The 26,064-nt window shown below is 65.6% G+C and carries 20 protein-coding genes, 1 tRNA gene and 3 pseudogenes; 17 read left to right on the forward strand and 7 right to left on the reverse strand.

Annotation, left to right across the window (positions count from 1 at the left end; all coding sequences use genetic code 11):
• Nucleotides 1-144 precede the first annotated feature (144 nt).
• The gene (locus EJ077_RS29400; RefSeq protein ID WP_208698323.1) at nt 145-1,104 is read left to right on the forward strand and encodes a DUF1402 family protein; all 960 of its coding nucleotides are present in this window, start codon (nt 145-147) and stop codon (nt 1,102-1,104) included.
• Between the two features lie 384 nt (nt 1,105-1,488).
• Here the strand turns inward: EJ077_RS29400 and EJ077_RS29405 are convergent, their stop codons facing one another.
• Genes EJ077_RS29405 through EJ077_RS29415 form a run of 3 tightly spaced genes read right to left on the reverse strand, consistent with a single transcriptional unit; the run spans nt 1,489 to nt 4,157 of the window.
• The gene (locus tag EJ077_RS29405; protein WP_208698324.1) at nt 1,489-2,718 is read right to left on the reverse strand and encodes an NAD(P)/FAD-dependent oxidoreductase; all 1,230 of its coding nucleotides are present in this window, start codon (nt 2,716-2,718) and stop codon (nt 1,489-1,491) included.
• Between the two features lie 5 nt (nt 2,719-2,723).
• A complete protein-coding gene (locus tag EJ077_RS29410; RefSeq protein WP_208698326.1) occupies nt 2,724-3,038 on the reverse strand; it encodes a MocE family 2Fe-2S type ferredoxin in 315 nt (104 codons plus the stop codon).
• A 27-nt stretch (nt 3,039-3,065) separates the two neighbouring features.
• Complete coding sequence (locus EJ077_RS29415; RefSeq protein WP_208698328.1) at nt 3,066-4,157, reverse strand: fatty acid desaturase family protein; 1,092 nt, start codon at nt 4,155-4,157, stop codon at nt 3,066-3,068.
• 167 nt (nt 4,158-4,324) lie between these two features.
• Between EJ077_RS29415 and EJ077_RS29420 the strand changes: the two genes are divergently transcribed.
• The 7 genes and pseudogenes from EJ077_RS29420 to EJ077_RS29450 all read left to right on the forward strand — a co-directional run bounded on the left by EJ077_RS29420 (nt 4,325) and on the right by EJ077_RS29450 (nt 11,474).
• Entirely contained in the window at nt 4,325-5,356 is a 1,032-nt protein-coding gene (locus EJ077_RS29420; RefSeq protein ID WP_208698330.1) for a LacI family DNA-binding transcriptional regulator, read from the forward strand.
• Nucleotides 5,357-5,429: 73 nt separating this feature from the next.
• A complete protein-coding gene (gene mepA / locus EJ077_RS29425) occupies nt 5,430-6,521 on the forward strand; it encodes a penicillin-insensitive murein endopeptidase (protein WP_208698332.1) in 1,092 nt (363 codons plus the stop codon).
• Between the two features lie 211 nt (nt 6,522-6,732).
• Nucleotides 6,733-7,779 carry a glucokinase gene (locus EJ077_RS29430; protein WP_208698334.1) on the forward strand — a complete coding sequence of 349 codons (1,047 nt, stop codon included), beginning with the start codon at nt 6,733-6,735 and terminating at the stop codon, nt 7,777-7,779.
• 243 nt (nt 7,780-8,022) lie between these two features.
• Nucleotides 8,023-9,716: pseudogene (locus tag EJ077_RS29435) on the forward strand (ABC transporter ATP-binding protein).
• Nucleotides 9,713-10,557, forward strand: a pseudogene (gene dapB / locus EJ077_RS29440) (4-hydroxy-tetrahydrodipicolinate reductase). The pseudogenes EJ077_RS29435 and dapB overlap by 4 nt, the downstream one beginning before the upstream one ends.
• Before the next feature lie 92 nt (nt 10,558-10,649).
• Nucleotides 10,650-11,270 (forward strand): 2,3-bisphosphoglycerate-dependent phosphoglycerate mutase, encoded by a 621-nt coding sequence (locus tag EJ077_RS29445; protein ID WP_208698335.1) that lies wholly within the window; start codon nt 10,650-10,652, stop codon nt 11,268-11,270.
• A gap of 119 nt (nt 11,271-11,389) precedes the next feature.
• Nucleotides 11,390-11,474: transfer RNA gene (locus EJ077_RS29450), tRNA-Leu, on the forward strand.
• Between the two features lie 92 nt (nt 11,475-11,566).
• Here EJ077_RS29450 and EJ077_RS29455 read toward each other — a convergent pair.
• Nucleotides 11,567-12,505, reverse strand: coding sequence for a hypothetical protein (locus EJ077_RS29455; protein WP_208698337.1), 939 nt, complete (start codon nt 12,503-12,505; stop codon nt 11,567-11,569).
• Between the two features lie 273 nt (nt 12,506-12,778).
• Between EJ077_RS29455 and EJ077_RS29460 the strand changes: the two genes are divergently transcribed.
• Nucleotides 12,779-14,470, forward strand: coding sequence for an FAD-dependent oxidoreductase (locus EJ077_RS29460; RefSeq protein WP_208698339.1), 1,692 nt, complete (start codon nt 12,779-12,781; stop codon nt 14,468-14,470).
• Complete coding sequence (locus EJ077_RS29465; protein WP_127871103.1) at nt 14,470-14,778, forward strand: UBP-type zinc finger domain-containing protein; 309 nt, start codon at nt 14,470-14,472, stop codon at nt 14,776-14,778. Before EJ077_RS29460 ends, EJ077_RS29465 begins: the two co-directional genes overlap by 1 nt.
• Nucleotides 14,779-14,816: 38 nt before the next feature.
• Here EJ077_RS29465 and EJ077_RS29470 read toward each other — a convergent pair whose 3' ends face one another.
• Together EJ077_RS29470 and EJ077_RS29475 are read right to left on the reverse strand one after the other, a co-directional pair.
• Complete coding sequence (locus EJ077_RS29470; protein ID WP_168247798.1) at nt 14,817-14,993, reverse strand: hypothetical protein; 177 nt, start codon at nt 14,991-14,993, stop codon at nt 14,817-14,819.
• 93 nt (nt 14,994-15,086) lie between these two features.
• Nucleotides 15,087-17,072 (reverse strand): BTAD domain-containing putative transcriptional regulator, encoded by a 1,986-nt coding sequence (locus EJ077_RS29475; RefSeq protein ID WP_208703163.1) that lies wholly within the window; start codon nt 17,070-17,072, stop codon nt 15,087-15,089.
• Between the two features lie 248 nt (nt 17,073-17,320).
• On the opposite strand from EJ077_RS29475, the gene EJ077_RS29480 reads away from it, so the two are divergent.
• Genes EJ077_RS29480 through EJ077_RS29490 form a run of 3 tightly spaced genes read left to right on the forward strand, consistent with a single transcriptional unit; the run spans nt 17,321 to nt 20,315 of the window.
• Nucleotides 17,321-18,409 (forward strand): PLP-dependent cysteine synthase family protein, encoded by a 1,089-nt coding sequence (locus EJ077_RS29480; RefSeq protein WP_208698341.1) that lies wholly within the window; start codon nt 17,321-17,323, stop codon nt 18,407-18,409.
• 12 nt (nt 18,410-18,421) lie between these two features.
• Complete coding sequence (locus tag EJ077_RS29485) at nt 18,422-19,909, forward strand: pyridoxal phosphate-dependent decarboxylase family protein (protein ID WP_208698343.1); 1,488 nt, start codon at nt 18,422-18,424, stop codon at nt 19,907-19,909.
• 49 nt (nt 19,910-19,958) lie between these two features.
• Nucleotides 19,959-20,315: a hypothetical protein gene (locus tag EJ077_RS29490; protein ID WP_208698345.1), complete on the forward strand. Its 357-nt coding sequence runs from the start codon at nt 19,959-19,961 to the stop codon at nt 20,313-20,315.
• Nucleotides 20,316-20,349: 34 nt separating this feature from the next.
• Here the strand turns inward: EJ077_RS29490 and EJ077_RS29495 are convergent, their stop codons facing one another.
• The gene (locus tag EJ077_RS29495; RefSeq protein WP_208698347.1) at nt 20,350-21,870 is read right to left on the reverse strand and encodes a winged helix-turn-helix domain-containing tetratricopeptide repeat protein; all 1,521 of its coding nucleotides are present in this window, start codon (nt 21,868-21,870) and stop codon (nt 20,350-20,352) included.
• Nucleotides 21,871-22,091: 221 nt separating this feature from the next.
• Here EJ077_RS29495 and EJ077_RS29500 point away from each other — a divergent pair, with 221 nt between their 5' ends.
• The 4 genes and pseudogenes from EJ077_RS29500 (at nt 22,092) to EJ077_RS29515 (ending at nt 25,982) form a co-directional block, all read left to right on the forward strand.
• Nucleotides 22,092-22,343, forward strand: a complete 252-nt coding sequence (locus EJ077_RS29500; RefSeq protein ID WP_208698349.1) for a DUF1127 domain-containing protein — start codon at nt 22,092-22,094, stop codon at nt 22,341-22,343.
• A 115-nt stretch (nt 22,344-22,458) separates the two neighbouring features.
• Nucleotides 22,459-22,830 (forward strand): hypothetical protein, encoded by a 372-nt coding sequence (locus EJ077_RS29505; RefSeq protein ID WP_127279667.1) that lies wholly within the window; start codon nt 22,459-22,461, stop codon nt 22,828-22,830.
• Nucleotides 22,831-22,998: 168 nt separating this feature from the next.
• Nucleotides 22,999-23,625: a CDGSH iron-sulfur domain-containing protein gene (locus tag EJ077_RS29510; protein WP_208698352.1), complete on the forward strand. Its 627-nt coding sequence runs from the start codon at nt 22,999-23,001 to the stop codon at nt 23,623-23,625.
• Between the two features lie 315 nt (nt 23,626-23,940).
• Nucleotides 23,941-25,982 (forward strand): annotated as a pseudogene (locus EJ077_RS29515) (hydantoinase/oxoprolinase N-terminal domain-containing protein).
• Nucleotides 25,983-26,064: the final 82 nt, after the last annotated feature.

Below are 26,064 nucleotides of genomic sequence, written 5' to 3' on the forward strand. Positions count from 1 at the left end.
GCATCAGGTGACACCTTCCGGCAGGAGCCATGTGTGGCCAGATGGTACCATCTGGCCACCTTTCGTCTCGCCGGATGATGAGGCGCTCTCGACTCAACCAAGTGCTTTACCTAGTTTGCGCGGCAATTCTCTAGGCGGCGGCGCATGAAAAAACTCATCCTGGTCATTCTCGGCTTGACGCTGGCGGCGACGCTGTTCGCCGCCGAAGCGGCGACAGTGGTGCCGGCGGGAAACCGCAATGCCGAGCAGCCGAACATTCCCGGCGCCTCCAGCCGCCGCACGCAGGCGACCAACACCACCTTCCAGGCGAAGTACCGCAAGGTCTACGCGCTGCTGCAGAACGACGCTGATCTGCGCGCCAAGATCAAGAAGGCGGCAAGCGCCTATGGCATCGACCCCATGCATATCGTCGGCGCCATCGTCGGCGAGCACACCTACAATGTCGATGCCTATGACCGGCTGCAGACCTATTACGTCAAGGCGATCTCCTACCTCTCGAGCAAGCTGTCCTTCGCCTATGACGGCGAGGACATCAGCGATTTCGTGCAGCGGCCGGAATTCAAGAAATGCGCCGCGATTTCCGACAGCTACGATCTGTGGGAATGCCGCGAACAGGTCTGGAACCGTTCGTTTCGCGGCAAGACCGTCGGCGGCGAGGATTTCCCCGACAACCGTTTCGGCGCCACCTTCTTCCAACCCTATTATGCCGGCCAGACCTTCGGCCTCGGCCAGCTCAACCCGTTGACCGCCCTGCAGATGAGCGATCTCGTGCACAAGGTGTCCGGCTTGCCGAAGCTCGACGTCTCCGATCCCAACTCGGTCTACAAGACCATCATGGATCCGGACCTGACGCTGCCCTATGTCGCGGCGACGATCAGGAAATCGATCGACGCCTATAAGAGCATCGCCGGCTTCGACATTTCCGGCAATCCAGGACTGACCGCCACGCTCTACAATGTCGGCAATCCGGAGCAGCGCGCCTATGCGCTGAAGGCGGAAAACGACAAGCGCCGCGCCGCCGGCGAGCCGGAAAAGCTGCCCGAAGAGAATTATTACGGCTGGCTGGTCAACGACAAGCTGCCGGAGCTGAAGGCGCTGTTTTAGCGCATCGGGAGGACGGCTCAGCGGAGTTGAATTCGCCAACGCCAGTGCCACTCTGATTGGCCTGCCGGGCACTAGCGTGACTGATCAGCCCCGCGGCTTGATTGCCACGTGGTTCCCCCAATCCGTCGCTGCTTCGCCGCGCCACCTTTCCCCCTCCGGAGGGAAAGGAAGGGAGCTTTGCTGGACGGGCGTTCAAAAAGCCTGGCGCCCTTCCTCTACCCCGTGATCGGGGGGTCCGAAGGACGGGCGAGATCCGCGGCCCGCCCCGGCAAGGTGGCTCGGCGAAGCCGAGACGGAGTGGGGGTCGACCTGCGCGGCATAAGACAATGCATGCCGTTGCGCTTTGCGGGGGCAGCGCAGACCTCGATAATTAGCGCGACCGCCTCAAGCCGCCAGCAACGCCTTCAGCTTGACGTCCGGCGATCCCAGCGCTTCCGGCGTCGGCCTGGCCCGCTTGCCGATCAGCATTTCGGCGAGCCGGATGTCGCGGGCTACCGCATTGCCCGGGCCGATGCCGCTGGCCGCCACCAGCCTGCCGTCCTCGGCGAGATGAAACAGGATGAAGGCGCGGTCACCGAGATCGCGGCGCACGGTGCTGCGGCCTTCGTCGGACAACCCGGCGATCTGCAGGGACAGGCCGTATTGATCCGACCAGAACCACGGCACCGCCGCGTGCGCCTCGCCGGCGCCAAGCATGTTCCTGGCCGCCAGTGCGCCCTGTTCCTGCGCATTGCGCCAGGCTTCGAGCCGCACGCGGCGGCCGCCATAGACGGCGAGCGGGAACGAGCAACAATCGCCGGCGGCAAGGATGTCGGGATCGCTGCTGCGCAGCTCGGCGTCGACTGCGATGCCATTTTCGATGCCCAGGCCGGCTTCCGCCGCGAGCCCGGTCACCGGCACGGCGCCGATGCCGATGACGGCGAGGTCGGCTGATATCTCGCCCCCGCCGGCAAGCGTCACCCGCACCTCCTTGCCGTCGTCGGCGATGGAGGCGATGCCTTGCCCGCAGACCACGTCGACACCCTCGGCGACATGCGCTTTATGAATGATTTCGGCGATCTCGGCCGGAACGCCACGCATCAGGATGCGCGGCTGTGCCTCGATGACGGTGACCGAAGCGCCGAGCTTGCGCGCCGCCGCGGCAAGCTCGAGGCCGATGAAGCCGCCGCCGATGACGGCGATGCGGTTGCCGGCGCTGAGATGGGCGCGGATGGCCAGCGCGTCTGCGAAGGTTCTGAGATAGACGCAGCGTCCGCCAAGGCCCGGCATCGGCAGCTTGCGCGGCGTCGAGCCGGTGGCGAGCAGCAACTTGTCGTAGGGCAGCGCCGAGCCGTCGGACAGGCGCACCGTGTGCGCCGCGCGATCGATCGCCACGGCCTGGACGGAATGGATGTGCCGGATCGATTTTTCGGCCAGCACCTCGTCGCTGGCGATCGCCTTGATTGCGGGCGCATCGCTGGCCATCGCCTCCTTGGACAGAGGGGGCCTCTCATAGGGCAGATGCGGCTCGTCGCCGACCAGCGTCACCGGCCCGTCGTAGCCGAGATCGCGCAGGGCAAGTGCGGCCCGTCCGCCGCATTCGCCGGCTCCGATGATCACCATCCCGCGTGCCATGCCGGTCACCCGATCTGAACGAGGACTTTGCCGGCGTCGACCTTGACCGGATAGGTCCTGATGTTGACGCAGACCGGCGCGCCCTTGGCCGCGCCGGTCTTGTAGTTGAAGCGGCCATTGTGCTTGGGGCATTCGATGATGTCATCCATCACCAGCCCGTCGGCGAGATGCACCTTTTCATGCGTGCAAAGTCCGTCGGTGGCGAAATATTCGTCGTCCGGGCTGCGATAGATGGCGAAGGTGCGCCCGCCATGATCGAAGCGCATCACGTCCTCTTCGTCGATGTCACCGGCGGCGCACGCCTCGACCCAATCGCTCATTCAGTCCTCCCCTGCAGTCGTTCGATGTCATTCCGCCGCCGCGGCGACGGCGTCGTTGTGGAATTCCTCGCGGTATGGCCTGGCGGTCGGCGGCAGCTCGCGCTTGAGGAAATAATCCTCGTTGCGCAGCTGGCGGCGGAAGGCCGGGATCATCTCTCGGTAGCCGGCCAGGATCGATCGCGTCGGCGCCGGCAGATCATGCTTGATCAGCGCGTGCAGCCTGGGCAGCGCATGGTAGGGCACCATCGGGAACATGTGATGCTCGACGTGGTAGTTCATGTTCCAGTAGATGAAGCGGCTGATCGGGTTCATGTAGACGGTGCGGCTGTTCAGCCGATGGTCGGTGACGTTGTCGGCAAGGCCGCCATGCTGCAGCAGGCCGACCATGACATGATGCCAGGCGCCGTAGAGCCTGGGCAGGCCGACCAGCATCAAGGGCAGGAACGATCCGGTGTAGAGCGCCAGCGCGATGGTCGCGGCATAGATCGCCGTCCAGATGCGGGCAATGCGGATCGCCTTCTGCTGTTCCTGCTCGGGAATGAAGGTCTTCTCGGCCGCGCTGATGTTGCCGGCGGCGTTGCGCAGCATGTCTGACATCGCGTGCCAGGCGTCGAGCACGCCGACAAAACCGAGGATGAGGCGCACCAGGTCCGGTGGCCGCATGACCGAAATCTCAGGGTCGCGGCCGACGATGATAGTGTCGGTGTGATGGCGCGTGTGGCTCCAGCGCCAGGTCACCGGATTGCGCATGATCATGAAGCAGGCGACCTGATAGACCGCATCATTCATCCACTGCGTGCGGAATGCCGTGCCGTGGCCGCATTCGTGCCAGCGTGAATCAGTGGATGAGCCGTAGAGCACGCCATAGGCGAAGAAGAACGGCACGCACCACCAGCTGCCCCAGAACCAGGCGCCGCCGGCACCGCTGATGATGAGGGCGGCCAGCCAGATCGCCGTGTCGCGGATCGCCGGACCATCGGAGCGCTGCATCAGCTCCTTCATCTGCTTGCGGGGAATGTCGGTGTGATACCACTCCGCCGCCGACAGGCCGTTTTCGACGGCAAGTCGGGCGTCGCGGCCGATCAGGCTGTAATCACGCCGGGACGGCGCTGCGGTCATGATTGCCTCCCAAGGCAGGGACATTCGCGATGCGAATGCCCGATCACCAACTGGCTTCATGCTTAGAAATAACGCCTTGCCATGATAGACTCAACGTCACAAAGATAGTTTCTATCATTTCCTATCAAAGCGATGTATCAATACAAGGCAAGCGAATCGGGGCGATCATGGCGAAACGGCCGACCATAACTGATCTGGCGCGCGTCTCCGGCGTCAGCGTCGCCACGGTGGACCGGGTGCTCAACAATCGCCTGCCGGTTCGCGAGGAAACGGCGCGCCGCGTCTACGAGACCGCGACCGAGATCGGCTATCACGCGGCTGGCTTGATCAAGCAGCGGATGCGCCATGAATTGCCGGAATATCGGCTCGGCTTCCTGCTTTTGAAAGGCAACGATGTCTTCTACACGGAGTTCGCGCGGCAACTCGAACTCGCCGTGTCGCAATCGCAGCGCTTCCGCGGCGTCGCGATCATCGACTTCGCCGGTTCGCTGACGCCGGACGAAATCGTCGAGCGCACACGCAAGCTGGCGGCCAAGTGCCAGGCCGTCGCCCTGGTCGGGCCGGATCACCCGGCGCTGACGGTCACAGTCGAGGAGATGAAGGCCAGGGGATTGCCGGTTTTTTCGCTGCTGTCCGACTTCGCCGCGGGCATTCGCGAGGGCTATGTCGGTCTCGACAACCGCAAGGTCGGGCGCACAGCAGCCTGGATGATCTCGAAAGCGGCGAAGCGGCCGGGCAAGGTCGCGCTCTTCGTCGGCAGCCACCGCTTCCACGGCCATGAGCTGCGCGAGATCGGCTTCCGCTCCTTCTTCCGCGAACAGGCGCCGGACTTCACCCTGCTCGAAACGCTGGTCAATCTCGAGGCCAACCAGGTCACGCAGGACACGCTGCTCGACCTGCTCGGCCGTCATCCGGACCTCGTCGGCTGCTATGTCGCGGGCGGCGGCATGGAAGGCGCGGTCGCGGCGCTGAGGCAGGCCAAGCCCGCAGAGATGCCAGCGGTGGTCTGCAACGAGATATCGGCGGTCTCGCGGTCCGCCCTGGCGGACGGGGTGCTGACCATGGTGATCTCCACACCGCTGGCGGCTTTGTGCCGCGAACTGCTCGATCTCATGGCGCACGCCATCGAAACGGGTGCGGCTAACGCTCCCGGCCAGACCTTCCTGCCGTTCGACATCTACCTGCCCGAGAACATCTAGCGCGCTAGGGCGATCGAAGCGTCGCATGTTGCGTGCTATGATTCGCGCTTAGGGTTTGGTGGGATCCGGTTTCATGAAGACAGCGACGCGGTCGTCTTTTGGCAAGAGATCACTGCTGGCGGCCGCTCTTGGCCTGCTTGCCCTGACTGGTCTCGCGCAGCCGGCAGCGGCCGAGGAACGGGCGAAAGACCTGTTCGGCGCCGAGAAACTGCCGACGGCCACCGCCCCGCAATCCTTCGGCTTCTATTCCAAGGGTTGTTTTGCCGGCGGCGTCGCCATTCCCATGGATGGCCCGACCTGGCAGGTGATGCGGCCTTCGCGCAACCGCCGCTGGGGTCATCCGGCGATGATCGCGCTGATCGAGAAACTGTCGCGCGACGCCGTCGCCGATGGCTGGCCGGGCCTGCTGATCGGTGACATCGCGCAGCCGCGCGGCGGCCCGATGCTGACCGGCCATGCCTCGCACCAGATCGGGCTCGATGCCGACATCTGGCTGACGCCGATGCCCGACCGCACGATGACCAGGGCGCAACGCGAGACCATGAGCGCCACCTTGATGGTCGACGAGAAGACGCATCTGGTGAAGGACGCGCTGTGGACGCCGGCGCACACGGCTTTGCTGAAGCGCGCGGCGAGCTACCCGCAAGTCGAGCGCATCCTGGTCAATCCGGGCATCAAGAAAAAGCTCTGTGACACGGTCAAGGGCGACCGTTCCTGGCTGCGCAAGATCCGGCCGTTCTGGGGCCATGACTACCATTTCCACATGCGCATCGGTTGCCAGCCCGGTTCGCCCACTTGCAAGGGGCAGGAAGCGACGCCGGATAATGACGGTTGCGGCAAGCCGCTGGCCTGGTGGTTCACGCAGGAGCCCTGGCGGCCCAACAAGAACCCCGATGCGCCCAAGGCCCGCGACCTGATGACGATGGCCAACCTGCCCAAGGAATGCCGTGCCGTGCTCGACGCGCCCGGGCCTGCCTCGGCCGAGGCGGCAACCTATAACGGTAGCGCCGTGCCGGTCGCGGTGGCAGCGCCCGAACCCGAAGCGCCGTCGCTGCCCGCCACCACGGCCAGCAGCACGGCAGGCCTGCCAGGCGCGGCAAACGCCTTCACGGCGACGCCAGAGGTTGGCGTGCCGGTGCCGCGTCCACGCCCGCCAGGGAATTGAGACCGAGAAATCGCTGTAGCTTGCAATCGTTGATCAGGACGGTTGATTGCCCAAGCTCGCGGCGCGGACATCGGCAAATCAGCCAAGGACGGGATTCAAATTTGCGGCGATTGTCCTGGAACTGAAAGCAAGCGCCTTTCCCTTTGCAGGGCCATGCGCTAGTCAACGGGCAAACAGCGGCACGTAGCCCGGACGGGGAACGGACGAGAGCATGCCAAGCACAGCAGATGACGAGACTTTGCTGCGGTTTCCGATCCTGATCGGCGATATCGGCGGCACCAATGCGCGCTTTTCGATCGTGCTCGACGCCAATTCCGAGGCCGGCGAGCCGACTATCGTCCAGACCGCCAATTACAACACCATCGACGAAGCGATCCAGGCGGCCGTGCTCGACCGTTCCTCGGTCCGGCCCAATTCGGCGGTGCTGGCGGTGGCCGGTCCGGTCGACGGCGACGAGATCGAGCTCACCAACTGTCCCTGGGTCGTCAAGCCGAGGCAGATGTTCGCCAATCTGGGCTTGAGCGACATCGTCGTGCTCAACGATTTCGAGGCGCAGGCTCTGGCCGTCGTCGCGCTCGGCGAAGAGCATATGGAAAAGATCGGCGGCGGCACGCCCGAGCCCAATGCCGGCCGCGTGGTGCTGGGTCCGGGAACCGGTCTCGGCGTCGCCGGGCTGGTCTACGCGCTGCATCACTGGATCCCGGTGCCCGGCGAAGGCGGCCATATGGACATCGGGCCGCGCACGCCGCGCGATTTCGAGGTCTTCCCGCATATCGAGAAGCTCGAGGGGCGCATTTCGGGCGAGCAGATCCTGTGCGGACGCGGCCTCGTCAACGTCTACCGCGCGGTGGCCAAGGCGGACGGCAAGCCGGCGCCCTTCGCCACGCCGGCCGAGGTCACAGCCGCGGCGCTGGCCAAGACCGATCCGGTGGCGCAGGAAGCGCTGGAGACCTTCGTCACCTGTCTCGGCCGTACGGCGGGCGACCTTGCCTTGGTGTTCATGAGCCGGGGCGGCGTGTTCCTCACCGGCGGCATTGCGCAAAAGATCGTGCCGGCGCTGAAGGAGGGCAATTTCCGCGCCGCCTTCGAGGACAAGGCGCCGCACAGCGCACTGATGCGCACCATGCCGGTCTATGTCATCACCCACCCGCTGGCCGCACTTCTCGGCCTTGCCGCCTATGCCAGGAACCCCTCGCTGTTCGGCGTCCAGACCTCGGGCCGGCGCTGGCGCGACGAAGTTAGTCACCCCAAGGCATAGGCAAGCCGGCTGCTTGGCGTTAATAGGGGTGCCGAACGCCCGGCCACGGGAAGCGGAAACCGACAAAAGCCCTCTGATTTGACACTTCAAACTCCAAACAAGCTGAAAGCCCGGCCCGGCGAGGTCACAGCGGTGCTGCGCCGCATTCTCGCGGAGAACAGCCACGACTATCGCTGGACCTATGTGATGGTCATTACCTGCTCGCTGATCGTTTCGGGCACGACCGCCTTCACGGCCTGGATCATGGCCCCGATGGTCAACCAGATCTTCTACGAACGGCGTGGCGATGCGATCGTGTGGATCTGCGCCGGCTTCATGGCGGCCTTCCTGCTGCGCGGCTTCGCTGGCTATGGCCAGGCGGTGGCGCTGGCCAAGATCGGCAACAATCTGGTGGCGCGCTATCAGAAGCGCATCTTCGATCACCTGATGAAGCTTGGCGTCGGCTTCTTCAACGACACGCGCTCCGGCCGGCTGGCGGCGCAGGTCAACGAGAACGTCGGCGGCATCCGCGACCTGCTGTCGTTGACGCTGACCTCGATCACTCGCGACGCGGTGACGCTGATCGGCCTTCTCGGCGTCATGGTCTACCAGGATCCGGTTCTGTCGCTCAGTTCGCTGCTGATCGGGCCGCCGCTGATCTGGGCCGTCGTCTACCTGACCCGCCGCGTGCGGCGGATCACACGGGAATCCGTGCTGATCAATTCGCGGCTGATCGGGGCCGTGCAGGAAGCCACGCAAGGCATCGCCATCGTCAAGGCTTTCACCATGGAGGACGAGCTGGCGGGCCGCATCGGCAAGCTCGCTAGCGACGCCGAACAGCGCTCCAACAAGATTGCCCGCGTCTCCGAACGGCTGGCGCCGATCTCCGACATGCTGGCTGGCCTCGCCGTCACCTCCGTCATCGCCTATTCCGGTTACCGGGCACTCGTTCTCGGGCAGCCGCCGGGCGCGGTGTTCTCGTTCATCACCGCGCTCATCCTGGCCTATGATCCGGCGCGGCGCCTGGCGCGCATGCAGGTCGGCATGGAACGGGCGCTGGTCAATGCGCGCATGATCTACGAGCTGCTCGACCTCGAGCCGAAGCAGGGCGACGCCCCGGATGCCACGCAGGCAAACTTCACCACGGGCGAAGTGCGCTTCAACAACGTGTCCTTCCGCTATGTCGAGGAAGCGCCAGTCGTCCAGGGTCTGAGCTTCGTCGCTGCCGCCGGCAAGATGACCGCTGTCATCGGCGCATCGGGTGCCGGCAAGACGACGCTGGTGGCGCTGCTGCAGCGCTTCTACGACGTCGAGAGCGGCACGATCACGATCGACGGCCAGGATATCTCCAAGGTCACCAAACAGTCGCTGCGCGGCTCGATCGCCTATGTCTCGCAGGCCCCCTACCTGTTCGAAGGCACCATCCGCGACAACATCCGCTATGGCCGCCCTCGGCCACTGATGCCGAGATCGAACAGGCCGCGCGATTGGCCGCGGCCGACGAGTTCATCCGCCAGCAGCCGCAAGGCTATGACACGCCGGTCGGCGAGAATGGCGCCACGCTCTCCGGCGGCCAGCGCCAGCGCGTATCGATCGCCCGCGCCATCGTGCGCCAGGCGCCGATCCTGCTGCTTGACGAGGCGACATCGGCCCTCGACAACGAGGCAGAAGCCCGTGTCCAGCAGGCGCTCACCAAGGTCATGGAAGGGCGCACCACCATCGTCATCGCGCACCGCCTCTCCACCGTGGTCAATGCCGACCACATCATCGTGCTGGAACAGGGCCACCTGGTCGAAGAGGGTACGCACGCCTCGCTGATGGCCGATCCGCACAGTGTCTATGCCCGGTTCCACCGGATACAGGGCGTCAAGGGCCTGGGGCTTGTCGACGACAGCGCGCCGGCCGAGACTTCGGTTCAGGAATTAGAGACCCAGAACATCGCCGGGAGCACGGCATGAGCGAAACATCGGCAACATCAGGCGAGCCGGCAAGCGATATGGGCCTTGTGGTGGTCGGCGCGGCCGGCCGCATGGGCCAGACGCTGATCCGCGCCATCCACGCCATTCCGGGCGCCCGCGTCATCGGCGCGGTCGAGCGCGCGGATTCGCCCCATCTGGGCAGGGATGCAGGCGAACTGGCCGGCGTCGGCCGCATCGACGTGCCGATCGGCAGCGATCCGCTGCCGGTCTTCGCCAAGGCCGATGGCGTGCTCGATTTCACCACCCCGGCCTCGACGGTCGCGTTCGCCGGCTACGCGGCGCAGGCGCGCATCGTCCATGTCATCGGCACGACCGGCTGCTCGGCCGACGACAATGCGAAAATCGCTGCCGCCGCGCGCCACGCGACCATCGTCAAGTCGGGCAATATGAGCCTCGGCGTCAACCTGCTGGCGGTGCTGGTCGAACAGGCGGCGCGGGCGCTCGATGCCGACGATTTCGACATCGAGATCCTCGAAATGCACCACAGGCACAAGGTCGACGCGCCGTCGGGCACGGCGCTTCTGCTCGGCGAGGCCGCCGCCGCGGGGCGCGGCATCGCCCTTTCCGGCAATGATGTGCGTTCACGCGACGGCCATACGGGTGTGCGAAAAACCGGCTCGATCGGCTTTGCCACGCTGCGCGGCGGCTCGGTGGTCGGCGACCACAGCGTGATCCTGGCCGGCACCGGCGAGCGCATCACCCTGTCCCACCATGCCGAGGACCGCGCCATCTTCGCCCGCGGCGCGGTCAAGGCCGCACTGTGGGCGCGGGGAAAAAACCGGGCCTTTACTCAATGCGGGACGTTCTTGGGCTTGCCTGAAACGACCCTGAACCATCTTCGTCTCACGCAAGTCCTGTAGGAAAGCCGCTACGCACCTTTCCTGGAATTGCCCAGACCCCAGAGGAGCAAAAATGTCGAGAACCCTTGTGCTCGTACGCCACGGCCAGAGCGAATGGAACCTGAAGAACCTGTTCACCGGCTGGCGTGACGTCGACCTGACCGAGCGGGGCCATGCCGAGGCCAAGGCCGCCGGCCAAAAACTCAAGGCGCGCGGCCTGAAATTCGACATCGCCTTCACCTCGGCCCTGGTCCGGGCGCAGAAGACTTGCCAGCACATTCTCGACGCGGTCGGCCAGAGCGACCTGCAGACCATCCGCGATCAGGCGCTCAACGAACGCGACTATGGCGACCTCTCCGGCCTCAACAAGGACGATGCGCGCCAGAAATGGGGCGAGGAGCAAGTGCATGTCTGGCGCCGCTCCTACGATGTGCCGCCGCCCGGCGGCGAAAGCCTGAAGGACACCGGCGCCCGCGTCTGGCCCTATTACCTGCACGATCTGCAGCCGCACGTGCTGCGTGGCGGCACGGTGCTGGTCGCCGCCCACGGCAATTCGCTGCGCGCACTGATCATGGCGCTGGACGGCAAGTCGGGCGAGGAGATCGTCAAGCTGGAACTCGGCACCGGCGTGCCGGTCATCTACACGCTCAACGCCGATTCGACCGTGGCGTCGAAGGAAGTGCTGGAGGGCTGACGGGCAGCGGCGCCGGCGGGCTTCGCTTAGTCTGTGCTAAGGCGAGTTCCCGGCTTTTGGCGTCCTGTTCAAAAAGCGCGTTGACAGCAATCGCTTGCCCGCTTATTGAGCCCGCACCAGCCCAGATGGCGGAATTGGTAGACGCGCACGGTTCAGGTCCGTGTTCCGCAAGGAGTGGAGGTTCGAGTCCTCTTCTGGGCACCAAATTCCCGTTTCGAACCGTTCGTGGTTCAGAGACCTAATAAAAAAGCCCGGTTTCGTCCGGGCTTTTTATTGATTTGTGCAAGGCGAAAGCCTCAGACCGCCAGCCTGCGTGTGGCCTCGATCGAAGCCTCCGCGATGATATCGAGCGCGCCGAACTGCTCGTAGAAATCGAGGCCGAACTGCTCCTGTATGTTACGCCCGGCGTGGCCGCACAGCATCCAGCTGTCGCCGACCGGGTTGATTTCGATGAGGAACAGTTCGCCTGTCGCGGCGTCGCGCAGGATGTCCACGCCGAGCGACGGAATGGTCGGGAAAGCGGCATGGGTGCGAACGGCAAGGTCAAGCACGTCCTGGTCCGCCGCAAGACCAATCGAGCATCCCTTGGCCGAGGCCACGATCGACGCGCCAGGGGCCGATCGGAAACCACTGGGACCGCTCACCGGGCTGAGGTCACGCCGGCCCTCATACCGGATGGCGGCAAGGGGCCTGCCGAGATAGCTCAGCACGCGGTACGCCGTCGGCCATGGACCGGTATGGACATATTGCTGGGCAATCATCGGCGCGCGTCTGCCCGGATGATCTTGCGGATAGTCCACCGGCGCGATGTAACGCACGCGCCCGGTCTTGGTGATGCGCACGAACGCCCCCTGCTTGCCACGCGAAGGTTTCACGACCACGTAAGGCCCCCACGCTGCTGGATCGAGATTTGTCTCGGGCACGATCTCCGTCCACCTGGGAACGGGAAGTCCCGCCGCATCGAGGGCGGACAGTTCCACGATCTTGCCCATGCGCTGATGGACGAGGCGCGTCCCGCGCAGCGGCTTAAGCCATTTCAGCCGATCCATCTCGATAGACAGGGTAGGCCTCCCGGCCAATGTCGTCGTCCGCAACATCGTCAGCGCGGATGCCGTCGAAAGCACGCGGACCATGATGTCCGGCGCGCGCGCCTCGATCAGCGCGCCAGCCCTACGGAAATCCTCGATCGCTTCCTTTCTTGGATAGCAGTAGAAAGCCAGATTGAACTGGGGCATGCCGGGTTTCGCTCGCAGATCGGCGCCAGAGACGGATCGTGTCTCTACCAAGGAACGGTCTTGCAGCGCCAACGCAAACTTCTGCCGACTGTTCATCGCCGCCGTAGACGTGCGCGGTTCAAGGGAGTGGATGTTCGAGTCCTCTTCTGGGCACCAAAATCCCGTTTCGAACCGTTCGACCGGTTCGGACGGTAAAGACGATGACCTCGCCTCCTGGCCAGTTCCCGAACAAACCGCTTCAAACCGCGCTCCCGCTTCGCTACGTTCGCAACCATGTCTCAATCCAGCACCGCGATCTTCGGCGCCCGCCGTGACCAGGCCTTCCCAACGCTGGCCGAGGCGGACATCGAGCGCATGCGCCGGTTCGGCGAGGCCAGCGCCTATGCCGCCGGCGAGCACATTTTCGAGGCCGGCAATGTGTCTCCGGGGCTGATCGTCATCCTGTCGGGCAAGGTGGACATCACCCAGGACGGCAAGCTCGGCCGGCGCGAGACGATCGTCACCCATGGCCCTGGCAGCTTCGTCGGCGAGCTGGCGCAACTTTCGGCCCGTCCCTCGCTGGTCAATGCCGAGGCCGCTGAGGCGGTCGAGGCGTTCGTCATTTCCTCGCAGAGGCTGCGCGACCTGATGGTGCAGGAGGCCAATCTCGGCGAGCGTATCATGCGGGCGCTGATCCTGCGCCGCGTCGGGCTGCTCGAGAGTGGCACGATCGGTCCCATCATCGTCGGGCCGGCCGACAATGGCGATGTCCTGCGCCTGCAGGGGTTTCTCGCGCGCAGCGGCCAGCCCCACCGTGTGCTCGATTCCAAAACCGATCCTTGCGCGAAGACCCTGTTCGAGCACTTCCATGTCGATCCCCACCACTTGCCGGTCGTGCTGTGCCCGAACGGCAGGCTGCTGCTCAATCCGGCGGAGAAAGACCTCGCCCGCTGCATCGGCCTGCTGCGGCCGGTCGACGCCAGCAAAGTCTATGACGTCGCCATCGTCGGCGCCGGGCCGGCCGGGCTCGCGGCGGCGGTCTACGCGGCCTCCGAAGGGCTCTCGACCATCGTACTCGATTGCCGTGCCTTTGGCGGCCAGGCGGGCGCCTCCGCGCGCATCGAGAACTATCTCGGCTTTCCCACGGGCATCACCGGCATGGCGCTGATGGCGCGCGCCTACAACCAAGCGCAGAAATTCGGCGTCGAGATGGTCATCCCCGATGAGGTGAAGCTGCTCGGTGCCGCTACCGGCGGCGCACGCTACCAGCTTGCGGTCGGCGACGGCGAGACGGTGCGCACGCGCTCGGTGGTGATCGCCAGCGGCGCGCGCTACCGCCGCCTCGATGTCGCCAACCTCGCCGAGTTCGAGGGCACATGCGTGCATTATTGGGCCTCGCCCATCGAGGCACGGCTTTGCGGCGGCCAGGAAGTGGCGCTGGTCGGCGCCGGCAATTCGGCCGGCCAGGCGGCCGTTTACCTGGCCAGCCATGTCAGGAAAGTGGCGCTGCTGGCGCGTGGCGGCAGTCTCGAGGCCTCGATGTCGCGTTACCTCGTCGAGCGCATCAGGGCGCAGCCGAACATCGAGGTGCTGACCGGCGCCGAGGTCGAGGCGCTGGACGGCGAGGAAGGCAATCTCGCCACTGTCCGCTGGCGCGACCGCTCGAGCGGCGCCTTGACGACGCGGCCGATCCGCCATCTCTTCCTGTTCATCGGCGCCGACCCGAACACCGATTGGCTCGCCCAATCCGACGTGGCGCTGGATGCCAGGGGTTTCATCCGCACCGGATCGGACATAGCATCGGCGCATGGCGTGATGGAGACGAGCCGCAGCGGCGTGTTCGCCATCGGCGACGTGCGCTCCGGCTCGGTCAAACGCGTCGCAGCTGCCGTTGGCGAAGGCGCCCAGGTGGTCGCGGCATTGCATGCATTTCTCGCGCGGGAAGGCAGCCATGCCGACGCGCCTCAACCGATGGGGAGAGTGTGATGGCTGACGAGTGCAGACACGCGGCTGATGTCAAGGACGTGACGCCGAGCGCGCTTGGCTGCGAGGAATGCCTGAAGAGCGGATCGTGGTGGGTGCATCTGCGGCTCTGCCGCACCTGCGGCCATGTCGGTTGCTGCGACGACTCACCGAACCGCCACGCCACCAAGCATTTTCATGCCACCAGCCATCCCGTCATAGAGGGCTATGACCCGCCGGAAGGCTGGGGCTGGTGCTATGTCGACGAGATCTTCCTCGACCTCGGCGACCGCACCACGCCGCAGAACGGACCGATCCCGCGCTTTTACTGAGCGCCCGGAGAGCTGGGAAAAAGCGGGTTCGGCCTGATTTACCGCACCGATCCGGTAACCGTTCGGTCGACGTCGGGAACCGACTTGCGATCGTTGCCGGCAAGCGCGGCGATGAGCAGCAGGCTGGCCACAACGGGGACAAACAGCACGGCAATACGGGCCTGCACATGAAGAATGGCGCGCCATTCGCTGCGCTTGTCGGGGCTGTTGCTCATCATACTCACTTTGCCATGGACCCCCCGGAGGTCACATAGCGGCGAACGGTTAAGCAACTCCTTCCGGAAGCGTTAACGGGGCCGCTCAAGCGATCAGCCGAGCCCGATCCGCCTGGCGCCTTGCCGGAACAACGCCTCCGCATCGGGCTCGAAGCGGAACGTGCCGATGAAATCGTCGGCGCGGTAGTCCGGCAACGTCTTGCGGATGGCGGCGGCAAAGCCGCGCGCCTCGTCGAGCCGGCCGGCAAGCGCCAGGCAGTGCGCGGCGATCGCCAGGATGATGGTATGGGCATTGGGCCGCGCCGCCGCCTTCAGCGCCCATTCGGCCGCCTCCTCGAACTCGCCGAGCCGGACATGCGACATGGCGCGTGACCCCAGCATGCCGAACAGCAGCGGGTCGAAGGGGCTGAGATGCCGCGAATGGTCCGACGAGCTTATCGCCGCCCGCGGGTCGCCCGATTGCGAGTGGACGAAGGACAGCGCGTAATGGCCGAGCGCGAAATTCGGGCTGAGATCCACGGCCCGCCCCAGTTCGGAGAGCGACCCGTCCTGTTCGCCGCGCAGCCACAGCGCCCGCCCCATTGCCCAGTGCGCGGCCGGATTATGGTCGTCGACCAGCAGGCTCTGGCCGGCGCTCTCGAAGGCCAGCGCGCTTTCGCGGTCGCGGTCCCCCCAGCGCTGGAAGGCGTTCTGCCAGTGGGTGAAGGACAGGCCGGCATAGGCGCGGGCGAAGGTCGGATCGAGCTGCAAGGCCGTGGCAAAGAAATGCCGAGCTGTTTCGTTCTCGGCCTGGGTGAAGCGGTACATATGCCAGAGGCCGCGGTGATATGCCTCCCAGGCATTGAGCGAGCTGGGCGCCTTCAGCAGGGCGCGGTTGCGCTCGACCGTTTCGATCTCGGCCGAGATCGACGAGACGATGCTGTCACCGATATCGTCGAGCACGGCGAAGATGTCGTCCGGCCGGCGCTCGAAGGTCTCGGCCCAGACGATCCTTGCCGTGCGCACCTCGATGAGTTCGACGCTGACGATAAGACGGCCAGCGGGGCTGCGCACCGTGCCGGCGGCGACATAGTCGACCTTCAGCCGGCGGCCTGCCTCCTCGGGCGCGATACGCCTGTCGGCCAGCGCGAACACCGATCCGCGCGCGATGACGAAGAAATCCCGCAGCTTGGCGAGACGGGTGATGATGTCGTGGGTAAGGCCGTCGGCCAGCCCACCGCGCAGGCCGGATTCCTCGACGAACGGCATCACTGCCAGCGAGGCATGGCTCGGCTCGACCGGGCCAGGGTCGCACGGGGGCGCCAATTGCGCCGCCGTGGACTGGCAGGCCGGCTGTACCCGCGGCGAGGCAGCCGGCTGCTCGTCGCGGATCATCCGCCACGCCGACCGGAGCGGCGCGAAATCCAGGTCTTCCGATTCGAACAGCCGTGCCGCCGCCGCCAGGTGCTTTTCGGCCGCGGCGATCTCGCCGCGCCTGGCGAGGCTCGCCAGCAGCGTAGCATGCGCGCGCCCGTCGAAAGGCGCGAGTTCCACCCATCTGTCGAGATGCGCGATCGCCTCGTCGCAGTCCGCTGGCAGGCTCGCGACGAGCCGTTCCAGCACTGCCGCGTGGACGGACCGGAAGCGGCGGCGCTGGCCGATCAGCCAGCTGTTGAAGTGCGGGCTGCGTTCGAGCTCCAGGCCTTCGAGGAAATCGCCGGCGAGGAGTTTTGCCAGCGCTCGCAACCGCTCCGCATCGAGCGCGTCGATCCCCTGCGTGGCGGCGTGGCCGATCTCCAGTACATCGACGAGGCAGCCGCTGAGATCGAGCGAGACAGTATCGTCTTGCGAGCGGACACGGCGCCGGTCCGGCGTGTCGAGAGCGCCGCGCAACTTGCTGAGGCACCAGCGCAACTCGCCGCGCGGATCGTTGGGCACATCCCACAGAAGCTCACACAGGCGGCCGCGCCCTACCGGATGTGGCGCCAGCACCAGATAGGCAAGCAGCCCCCGCAGCTTGCGCGAGGCCGGCAGTGCCATCGGCACGCCGTTACGCGTGATCGTCAGCGGTCCGAGCAGCCGCACCGACAGGCACGGCATGCCGCCGTCCTGTCTCGATGGTGCGGATTCCACGTCCGTTTCCACGCCTGCTCCCACGCTGGCCTGTCGGCCCTTGCTCTATCACCAAACACGACATGGCGCATCCGGCGGCGAATTTCGCGCCAGCCGCGCTCATTGCCGCATCGCCGGCACGTCAGTCCTAGCGCGGCAAGGTCTCGAAACCTCGCCGCCCAACGCGCCGGTTTGTAACCGGCCCGTGAAGATGAACACGATCGAGGAGATCAACGATGTTGAACAAACAGAAAATCAGGACCACCGCCGGGCGCGGCCGCCTGTTCGACAGCATTCTCGACACGGTCGGCGATACGCCGGTGGTGCGCATCAACAATCTCGCGCCGGCCCATGCGACCATCTACGTCAAGGCCGAGTTCTTCAACCCGGCGGCCTCGGTGAAAGACCGGCTGGCGCTCAACATCATCGAGGAGGGCGAACGTAGCGGCGCGCTGAAGCCGGGCCAGACCGTAGTCGAGGCAACCAGCGGCAACACCGGGATTGGCCTCGCCATGGTCTGTGCGCAGAAAGGCTATCCGCTGGTTGTCACCATGGCCGACAGCTTTTCCGTCGAGCGCCGCAAGCTGATGCGCATGCTCGGCGCCAAGGTGGTGCTGACGCCCCGCGCCGAAAAGGGTTTTGGCATGTACAAGAAGGCGGTTGAACTGGCGGAGGCCAATGGCTGGTTCCTTGCCCGCCAGTTCGAGACGGCTGCCAATGCCGCCATCCACGAGGCAACGACCGCGCGCGAAATCATCAACGATTTCGCCGGCTCGCGGCTCGACTGCTTCGTCACCGGCTATGGCACCGGCGGCACTGTCGTCGGCGTGGCGCGCGTCCTGCGCTGCGAACGGCCCGATACCCGCATCGTGCTCTCCGAGCCGGCCAATGCGCAGCTGATCGGCAGCGGAAAGGCGCAGCCGCGCGGTGCCGATGGCGCTCCCGCCGCCAGCCATCCGGCCTTCGAGCCACATCCCGTCCAGGGCTGGACGCCGGACTTCATCCCCAATGTCCTGCAGGAAGCGATCGACGCCAGCCTCTATGACGAGGTCATGCCGATCGCCGGGCCGGAGGGCATCAAATGGGCGCGGGCGCTGGCCCAGAAGGAAGGCATCTTCACAGGCATTTCCGGCGGCGCCACCTTCGCCGTTGCGCGGCAAGTCGCGGAGAAGGCTCCGGCCGGGTCGGTGATCCTGTGCATGCTGCCCGACACTGGCGAGCGCTACATGTCGACACCATTGTTCGACGGCATCGAGACCGAAATGGACGCCGACGAGGTCGCCCTGTCGCGGTCGACGCCCGGCTGCCAATTCCCGGCGGCTTGACGGGAGGTTGTCATGGACGTCGCGCAGGACACTCTTGGCATGGTGGCCGAGGAAACACTTGACCCCGCCGACTGGGCCGAGGTGCAGGCCTTGTCGCACCGGGTTGTCGATGATGCCGTCGACTATCTGCGCGAGCTGCGCGACCGCCCCGTATGGCGGGAGATGCCCGGCCAGGTGCGGGACTTTTTCACCGCCCCGTTGCCGCGCTCGCCGGCGCCGCTTGCCGCTGTCTACGAGGATGTCTCCCGCACCTTGATGTCCTATCCCATGGGCAACATCCACCCGCGCTTCTGGTCCTGGTACATGGGATCGAGCAACTTCACCGGCGCGCTCGGCGATTTCCTGGCGGCGATCCAGGGCTCCAATCTCGGCGGCGGCAACCATGCCGCCGGGCTGATGGACAGCCAGGTGGTGAACTGGTGCAAGGAGATGCTCGGCTTTCCGGCATCGGCCTCCGGCACGCTGGTCAGTGGCGGCTCGATGGCCAACATCATCGGCCTGACGGTGGCGCGCAACACCAAGGCGGGCATCGACGTGCGTGAGCACGGCGTCGCAGCCATTGAAAAACCGCTGCGCTTCTACGGCTCGGACCAGATCCATTCCTGCCACCGCAAGGCCATGGAAGCGCTCGGCCTGGGCAACCGGGCGCTGCGCCGGATCGCGACCGATGCCGGGCTGCGCATCGACATATCGGCCCTGCGCAACGCGATATCGGAGGACCGGGCAGCCGGGTTCAGGCCGGCCTGCGTCATCGGCAATGCCGGCACGGTCAACACCGGGGCGATCGACGACCTCAAGGCGCTAGCCAAACTCGCGCATGAGGAAGGCATGTGGTTTCATGTCGACGGTTGCATCGGCGCGCTGATCGCCATTGCGCCTGATAACAAGCATCGCGTCGCTGGCGTCGAGTGGGCCGATTCGATCGCGCTCGATCCGCACAAATGGCTGCATGCGCCCTTCGAGGTCGGCTGTGCGCTGGTCAGGGATGCCGCCGCGCACCGCCGGACCTTCGCCGTGACGCCCGAATACCTGGAATCGACGCCGCGCGGCCTGGCCTCCGGCGAATGGCTGCACGACTATGGCCTGCAGACCTCGCGCGGCTTTCGCGCCCTGAAAGTATGGATGGCGTTGAAGGAACATGGCATCGAAAAATTCGGCCGCCTGATCGACCAGAACATCGCGCAGGTCTCCTATTTGGCCAGGCTGATCGAAGCCGAGCCTTCGCTGGAGCTGGCGGCCCCGCCGACCATCAACATCGTCTGCTTCCGCTACCAGCCCGGTTTGGCGGGCGAAGCGCTGAAGGCGCTCAACACCGAGATCATGCTGCGGCTGCAGGAGCAAGGCATCGCGGCCCTCTCCGACACCACCGTGCATGGCGGGCACTGGCTGCGCGTGGCGATCACCAACCATCGCACCCGACGCGACGATCTCGATCTGCTGGTGCGTGAAGTGGTGAGGCTGGGGCGTGAGATCACTACGCAGGGCCCGGTGTCTTCCTAGTTCCGGGCGGCCGTGCGAACCTGCCCGCGATGATTCGGGGAGATCGGCGGTGACGCTGTTTCGCATGGTTGCGCTGGCGGCACTGGTCCTGGCCAATTCGGCCGAGGCCGCCGACATGGCCTTCTTCGTCAAGAACCTGCGCAAGGAGGGGGTCGCGGTCGAGCTGTTCAGCCGCGACCGCGAGACCGTCTGGCCGGGCAACGACAAGGTGTTTCTCGTCGATCCGGGCTCGCAGAAATCAGTGCCGATCTCCTGCAATCAGGGCGAACGCATATGCTATGGCGCCTGGGTCGAGGGCAATGACAAGATTTCCGCCGGCGTCGGGCCAGACAACGACCAGCCTTGCGATACCTGCTGTTTCATTTGCGTCGAGCACACGACAGAGACGATCGACCTGGTGCCTTGATCAGGGATCTCGTGCAGGCGGTTATTCCGACGCGTCAGTCCGGAAGGCCGGCCTTGTGGAAGCCCTCGATGAAATGCGCGCGCGTCGCGTCGTCGCGGAAGGGCTCGGTCCAGACCCAATGGCTGGTGGTGAAATGCGGGTTGCCGACGAGGAACAGCTCGACCTCGGCGCGCGCCTCGTCGAGCCGGCCAAGTTGCGCAAGGCTCGCCGCCAGGAAGCGGCGTGAACTGGTGCGGTAGGTCTCGTCCCGGCGCAGCGTCTCGATGGCTGCTTCATAGTCACGCGCCGCATATTGCGCCTGGCCGAGCGTCAGATAGTACCAGTTCGCCGGAAACGGGTTGAGCCGGAACGCCTTGCGAATGTGCTCAAGGCCTTCCTCGACCCGCCCGGCGAGCGTCGTTATGTCGGACAACGTCGCCCAGGCGTCGGCCTCGTTGGGGTCGAGTTCGAAGGTTCTGGCGAATTCGGCATCCGCCTCGGTGAAATCATGCTCATAGGCAAGCAGATTGCCGAGCACCCAGTGGCAGCCGGCATCGTTGGGATCGATCGCCACCGCCTTGCGCGCCAGATCCAGGGCAATGCGGCGGTTGGGGTCGACCGGCGCGCCCCAATGCACCCATCCCATCCAGTGGTTCATGGCGAGCCAGCGATAGGCCTCGGCGTAGTCGGGATCGAGCGCGACCGCGCGCGTCAGCATCAGATGCGCTTCCCGCGCAGTCTGCGGCGAATCGTCGATCAGCTTGCGCGCCCGCACGCACAGATCGTAGGCGTCGAGATTGGTGGGCCGGTGGCGTGGCGGCGGCGTGCGCAGCCGGCCGAGCAGCGCTTCCACGATCTTGGCGGTCACCTCGTCCTGGACGGCAAAGATATCGTCCAGGCCGCGGTCGAAGCGCTCCGCCCACAGATGATCGCCGCTCGCCGCGTCGACCAGCTGCGCGTTGATGCGCACGCGCCCCGCATCGCGCCTCGCGCTGCCCTCCAGCAGATAGCGGACGCCGAGTTCCCTGGCGATCTCGCGTACGTCCATCGCCTTTCCCTTGTAGGCAAAGGTCGAATTGCGCGCGATGACGAACAGGCCGGAGATCCTCGACAGGTCGGTGATCAGGTCTTCGGTCAAGCCGTCGCAGAAGGCGTCCTGCCCGGCATCGTTGCTGAAATTGACGAAGGGCAGCACCGCTATCGATGGCTTGTCAGGCAGCGGCAACGGTTTTCGCTTGGCGCCATTGAGGTGTTCGACGGCCACTGTGAAACGGTAGCCGACGCGTGGAACGGTGGCGATCCATTCGCCGCTCCCCTCACCCACAATGCCGGGCGGACCAAGCAGCTTGCGCAGCTGCGCAATCTGGACGGTGAGGTTGCCTTCCTCGACGGCGGTGCCGGGCCATGCCGCGTCCATCAGTTCGGCCTTCTCGAGGATTTCGCCGGATCTTGCGACCAGCGCCGCGAGCAGCTTCAGCCCGCGGTAGCCGATGGGCACGGGGACATCGTTCCGGAGCAGCGTTCCCGCACCGGCATCGAGCACGAACGGGCCAAAGGCAAAGCGCTCTCCCTGCATTGGCGCATCTATAGAGCAATTCGAGGAAAAGTGCGAAGCGGTTTGCCCCGCAGAAGCGCGTAGCGCTTTCCCAGGGAATTGCGTGAAAACAAAGCGTTAGGCGTCGGTTTGGAACTTTTGAGAACTATTTGGGAGGGTTTGATTACGGCAGCGCTCGTATCCGGCAGAATTCAATCTCTTTCAGCTCGATGGCCCTCAAGTCCGGCCCCACGGAGGTTGTCATGAATCATATCCTTGCTTCGGTCCCGCAGGCACTGCGGCCGGGAATGCCCGCAAGTTCCACGCACGCGCCGCGTCGGCGCTACAGCCTGGCGAGCTTGCGAAACACCATCGCTGCCTGGCGCGAGCAGGCACACTTTCGCTGGCAGCTGAAGCAGATGGCGCAAGCCAATCCGCATCTGATCGACGACATCGGCTTGACGGCACGGCAGGTCGAGGAAGAGATCGCCAAGCTGCCCTTCTGGCAGCGATAAGGCGAAATGCCGCGATGATTTGGCAGGGATTGCCGGCATCATCCCTTTAGCGCCGGCCCGCGTCGTGCCATGATCCCCCATCGGCCGTGGGGTCGATTCTACATCGGGGGTTTCCATGTCTTTCACATCCGCGCGCCGGCTCGCCGCCGCGTTTTCGCTTGCCGTCCTGTTTGTGCCCGCCGCCCATGCCGGCGACGTCACCTTCGCCGTCAAGAACAGCCACCCCAATGCCATGCGCCTCGAGCTCTACAGCCAGGACCGCGACTATGTCTGGCCGGGCGATGGCAAGGATTTCTATCTCGACGACGGCGAGACCAAGCAGCTGCCGATTTCCTGCAACGAAGGCGAATCGATCTGCTATGGCGCCTGGGTCGACGGCGATGAAGGCACCTATTGGGGCGTCGGCCCCGGCAACAAGGAAAAATGCGAGGATTGCTGCTATACCTGCAGCGGCGGCGAGACCGAGGAGATCGATCTGGTCCCCTGACCGGTTTGCCAGCTTGACGGTTTTCCCGCTGGGAGCCATAGCCTGGCTATGTATGTCGCCCAAAAGTGGTTTCCGGTTTTGGGGTAACGACATGCATAAAAACAAGGGGCACCCAGGCACGCCGCGTATTCAGGTGCGGCGTGCTCCACGCAAACAGGGAGCACGCCAATGGCCGGCATGGTCGAAAGCGACAAGATCGACGTCGGATTTTCCGGCAAGCGCTGCATTCACTCGCGCAATTGCGTGCTGGGCGACCCGCATGTCTTCGTGCCCAATGCGCCGGGTCAATGGATCCATCCCGAGGCGGCCAGCGTCGAAAAGATCGTCGCGCTGGCCGAGAACTGTCCCTCGGGCGCCATCACCTATGTGCGTAAGGATGGTGGGCCGCAGGAAAAACCGCCCGTGGTCAACACCGTGCGGCTGCGCGAAAATGGTCCGCTGGCGGTGCATGCCGAGATCGTGCTCGGCGACGAGACTTTTTATCGCGCCACGCTGTGCCGCTGCGGCGCCTCGCAGAACAAGCCGTTCTGCGACAACAGCCACATCAAGGCGGGCTTTGCCGCCACCGGCGAACCGGCGCTGAAGGACGCGCCGGCGCTGGAGGCCCGTGACGGGCCGCTGAAAGCGACGCCGACCACCAACGGCCCGCTCAAGCTCGAAGGCAATGTCGAGATCGTCACCGGCACCGGCCACACGGTCGACCGCACTACCAAGGTCTTCCTTTGCCGCTGCGGCCATTCGGCCAACAAGCCGTTCTGCGATGGCAGCCATAAGAAGGTTGGGTTCGAGGGGTAATTTAGGGAGTTCGGCGCGAAGCCCCCCTCTCTGCCCTGCCGGGCATCTCCCCCTCAAGGGGGAGATTGGCAGCTTGAGCGCCGAAGCTCCTTTTGCAACGTTTGCGATTGGCGAAAGCGAGTCCGACATCTGATCTCCCCCTTGAGGGGGAGATGTCCGGCAGGACAGAGAGAGGGGGGCTTCGCGCTCACCTTTCAATAAACTCTCCACCGCGCCAGGGCCGCGTCTCTTGGCCCATCTCTCCCGGCTTTATCCGCAAGCAGGTATCGGCTAAGGGCAGGCAACCAAACAATCTGCCCGGACTTTCGCCCCAAAATGACCGCCAAGACCAAGCCAAAACCTCTCTTCCTCGGCATCGACACCGGCGGCACCTACACCGATGCCGTGCTGTGGTCCGAGACCGAAGGTCCACAGCAGGGTCCGAACAAGGGCAAGGTGCTGGCCAAGGCCAAGGCGCTGACCACGCGGCATGATCTGGCCGTCGGCATTTCGGGCGCCGTCGACGCGGTGCTGGAGAAGGCAAGTACCGATCCGGCTGACATCAAGCTGGTCTCGATGTCGACGACGCTCGCCACCAACGCACTGGTCGAGGGACAGGGCGGCCGGGTGGCGCTGGTCATGATCGGCTTTTCCGAGGCCGATCTTGCCCGCGATGGCTTGAAGACCGCACTTGGCACCGACCCGGTGGTGTTTTGTCCGGGCGGCCATGATGTGCACGGCAATGCGGCAAAGCTCGACCTGTCCGGGCTGGAGGCGATGCTGTCGGAACTCGGCGCCTCGGTGTCCGGCTTTGCCGTCTGCGCCTATTTCGCCACCCGCAATCCCGCGCATGAGATCGCCGCCCGCGAGCTGATCCGCGACAGGACCGGCCTGCCGGTCACGGCAAGCCATGAATTGTCGGCCAAGCTCGGCGGTCCTCGCCGGGCGCTCACCACGCTGCTCAACGCCAGGCTGATCTCGATGATCGACCGGCTGGTGGCGGCGACCGAGGGCTTTCTCGCGGCGCGCGAGATCGCCGCTCCCCTGATGGTGGTGCGTGGCGATGGCGCGCTGGTTTCGGCGGCGTTCGCCCGCCAGCGGCCGATTGAGACGATCCTCTCTGGCCCCGCCGCCAGCCTCGTCGGCGCCCGCCACATGACCGGGCTCGACAATGCGGTGGTGTCCGACATTGGCGGTACCACCACCGACGTCGCCGTGCTCGATGGCGGCCGGCCGCGGCTCGATCCGGAAGGCGCCACCGTCGGTGGTTTCCGCACCATGGTCGAGGCGGTCGCCATGCGCACGTTCGGCCTCGGCGGCGATTCCGAGGTGGCGCTGGAGGATGGCGCGCTCAACCCGAAAATCCTGCTCGGGCCGCGCCGCCTGGTGCCGCTGGCGCTGGCCGGCATGGCGCATGGCGAGGCGGTGACGGCGGAGCTCGAACGCCAGTTGCGCGCGCCCAACACCGGCCGCATGGATGGCCGCTTCGCGGTCCGCACCGGCGTGCCGGACCGGCTCGCGGCGGGGCTGACCGTCCCGGAGGCGAAGCTCTACGAGGCGATCGGCGCGACGCCGCTTGCCCTCGACAGGCTGCTGACCTCGAACGCCCAGAATGCCACCCTGAACCGGCTGGTCTCGCGCGGGTTGGTGCATATCTCAGGCTTCACGCCATCGGACGCCGCGCACGTGCTCGGCAAGCAGGCGAACTGGGACGCCGCCACCGCCCGCCTTGGCGCCGAACTGTTCGCCCGCAGGCGCGATGGCCGTGGCCAGCCTATCGCCGCATCACCGGAGGTGATTTCGGAACGCGTGCTGGTGACGCTGACGCGCTGGTCGGCCGAATACATCCTGGAAACCGCCTTTGCCGAGGACGGGCTCGATGGTGCGGCCACGGTGGCGCACGCGTTGGTGCAGCGCGCCGTCGACGCGCATCCCGGCATCGCCCGCCTCAGCGTCGCGCTCGACCGGCCGGTCATTGGGCTGGGCGCTTCGGCCCCCTGCACTATGCCGGTCTGGCCCCCTTGGTCGGCAATGACTGCGTGGTGCCCCGCGATACCGACGTCGCCAACGCGCTCGGCGCCGTCGTCGGCCAGGTCAGGGTTTCGGCCGAGGCCCGCGTCAGCCAACCCAAGGAAGGCCTGTTCCGGCTTGCCTCGGGCGAAACGGTGCGCGACTTCCTCGACGAAGCGGCGGCGGTCGCCGCCGCCGAGGCCGACGTGCGGGCGATCGTCGCCCAACGCGCCCGGGATGCCGGCACCGACAGCGCCGAGATCGAGGTCGCGACGGAGTTCCGTGTCTCGACCGTCGAAGCGCAACGCATGTTCATCGAGGCGCATGTCGTGGCGGTGGCCTCGGGCAGGCCAAGGATCGCGGTTTAGATTCAGGTGAGGCCGGCCTGCAAATGGCGGCGTCCTGTGCTTCCGGTGCTCACGTACCTTAAGTACGCTCCGCTCCGGTTCT

The sequence above is a fragment of the Mesorhizobium sp. M8A.F.Ca.ET.057.01.1.1 genome, assembly GCF_003952565.1.
Classification (GTDB): domain Bacteria; phylum Pseudomonadota; class Alphaproteobacteria; order Rhizobiales; family Rhizobiaceae; genus Mesorhizobium.

Bases quoted from the DNA above. Each gene is read 5' to 3' on its own strand.
- EJ077_RS29485 (WP_208698343.1), top strand. From the start codon at position 18,422: ATGGACGTCGCGCAGGACACTCTTGGCATGGTGGCCGAGGAAACACTT.
- EJ077_RS29480 (WP_208698341.1), top strand. From the start codon at position 17,321: ATGTTGAACAAACAGAAAATCAGGACCACCGCCGGGCGCGGCCGCCTG.
- EJ077_RS29500 (WP_208698349.1), top strand. From the start codon at position 22,092: ATGAATCATATCCTTGCTTCGGTCCCGCAGGCACTGCGGCCGGGAATG.
- EJ077_RS29405 (WP_208698324.1), bottom strand. From the start codon at position 2,718: ATGGCACGCGGGATGGTGATCATCGGAGCCGGCGAATGCGGCGGACGG.
- EJ077_RS29510 (WP_208698352.1), top strand. From the start codon at position 22,999: ATGGCCGGCATGGTCGAAAGCGACAAGATCGACGTCGGATTTTCCGGC.
- EJ077_RS29495 (WP_208698347.1), bottom strand. From the start codon at position 21,870: ATGCAGGGAGAGCGCTTTGCCTTTGGCCCGTTCGTGCTCGATGCCGGT.
- EJ077_RS29420 (WP_208698330.1), top strand. From the start codon at position 4,325: ATGGCGAAACGGCCGACCATAACTGATCTGGCGCGCGTCTCCGGCGTC.
- EJ077_RS29460 (WP_208698339.1), top strand. From the start codon at position 12,779: ATGTCTCAATCCAGCACCGCGATCTTCGGCGCCCGCCGTGACCAGGCC.
- mepA (WP_208698332.1), top strand. From the start codon at position 5,430: ATGAAGACAGCGACGCGGTCGTCTTTTGGCAAGAGATCACTGCTGGCG.
- EJ077_RS29415 (WP_208698328.1), bottom strand. From the start codon at position 4,157: ATGACCGCAGCGCCGTCCCGGCGTGATTACAGCCTGATCGGCCGCGAC.
- EJ077_RS29470 (WP_168247798.1), bottom strand. From the start codon at position 14,993: ATGAGCAACAGCCCCGACAAGCGCAGCGAATGGCGCGCCATTCTTCAT.
- EJ077_RS29445 (WP_208698335.1), top strand. From the start codon at position 10,650: ATGTCGAGAACCCTTGTGCTCGTACGCCACGGCCAGAGCGAATGGAAC.
- EJ077_RS29455 (WP_208698337.1), bottom strand. From the start codon at position 12,505: ATGCCCCAGTTCAATCTGGCTTTCTACTGCTATCCAAGAAAGGAAGCG.
- EJ077_RS29400 (WP_208698323.1), top strand. From the start codon at position 145: ATGAAAAAACTCATCCTGGTCATTCTCGGCTTGACGCTGGCGGCGACG.
- EJ077_RS29430 (WP_208698334.1), top strand. From the start codon at position 6,733: ATGCCAAGCACAGCAGATGACGAGACTTTGCTGCGGTTTCCGATCCTG.
- EJ077_RS29505 (WP_127279667.1), top strand. From the start codon at position 22,459: ATGTCTTTCACATCCGCGCGCCGGCTCGCCGCCGCGTTTTCGCTTGCC.
- EJ077_RS29465 (WP_127871103.1), top strand. From the start codon at position 14,470: ATGGCTGACGAGTGCAGACACGCGGCTGATGTCAAGGACGTGACGCCG.
- EJ077_RS29475 (WP_208703163.1), bottom strand. From the start codon at position 17,072: ATGCCGTGCCTGTCGGTGCGGCTGCTCGGACCGCTGACGATCACGCGT.
- EJ077_RS29410 (WP_208698326.1), bottom strand. From the start codon at position 3,038: ATGAGCGATTGGGTCGAGGCGTGCGCCGCCGGTGACATCGACGAAGAG.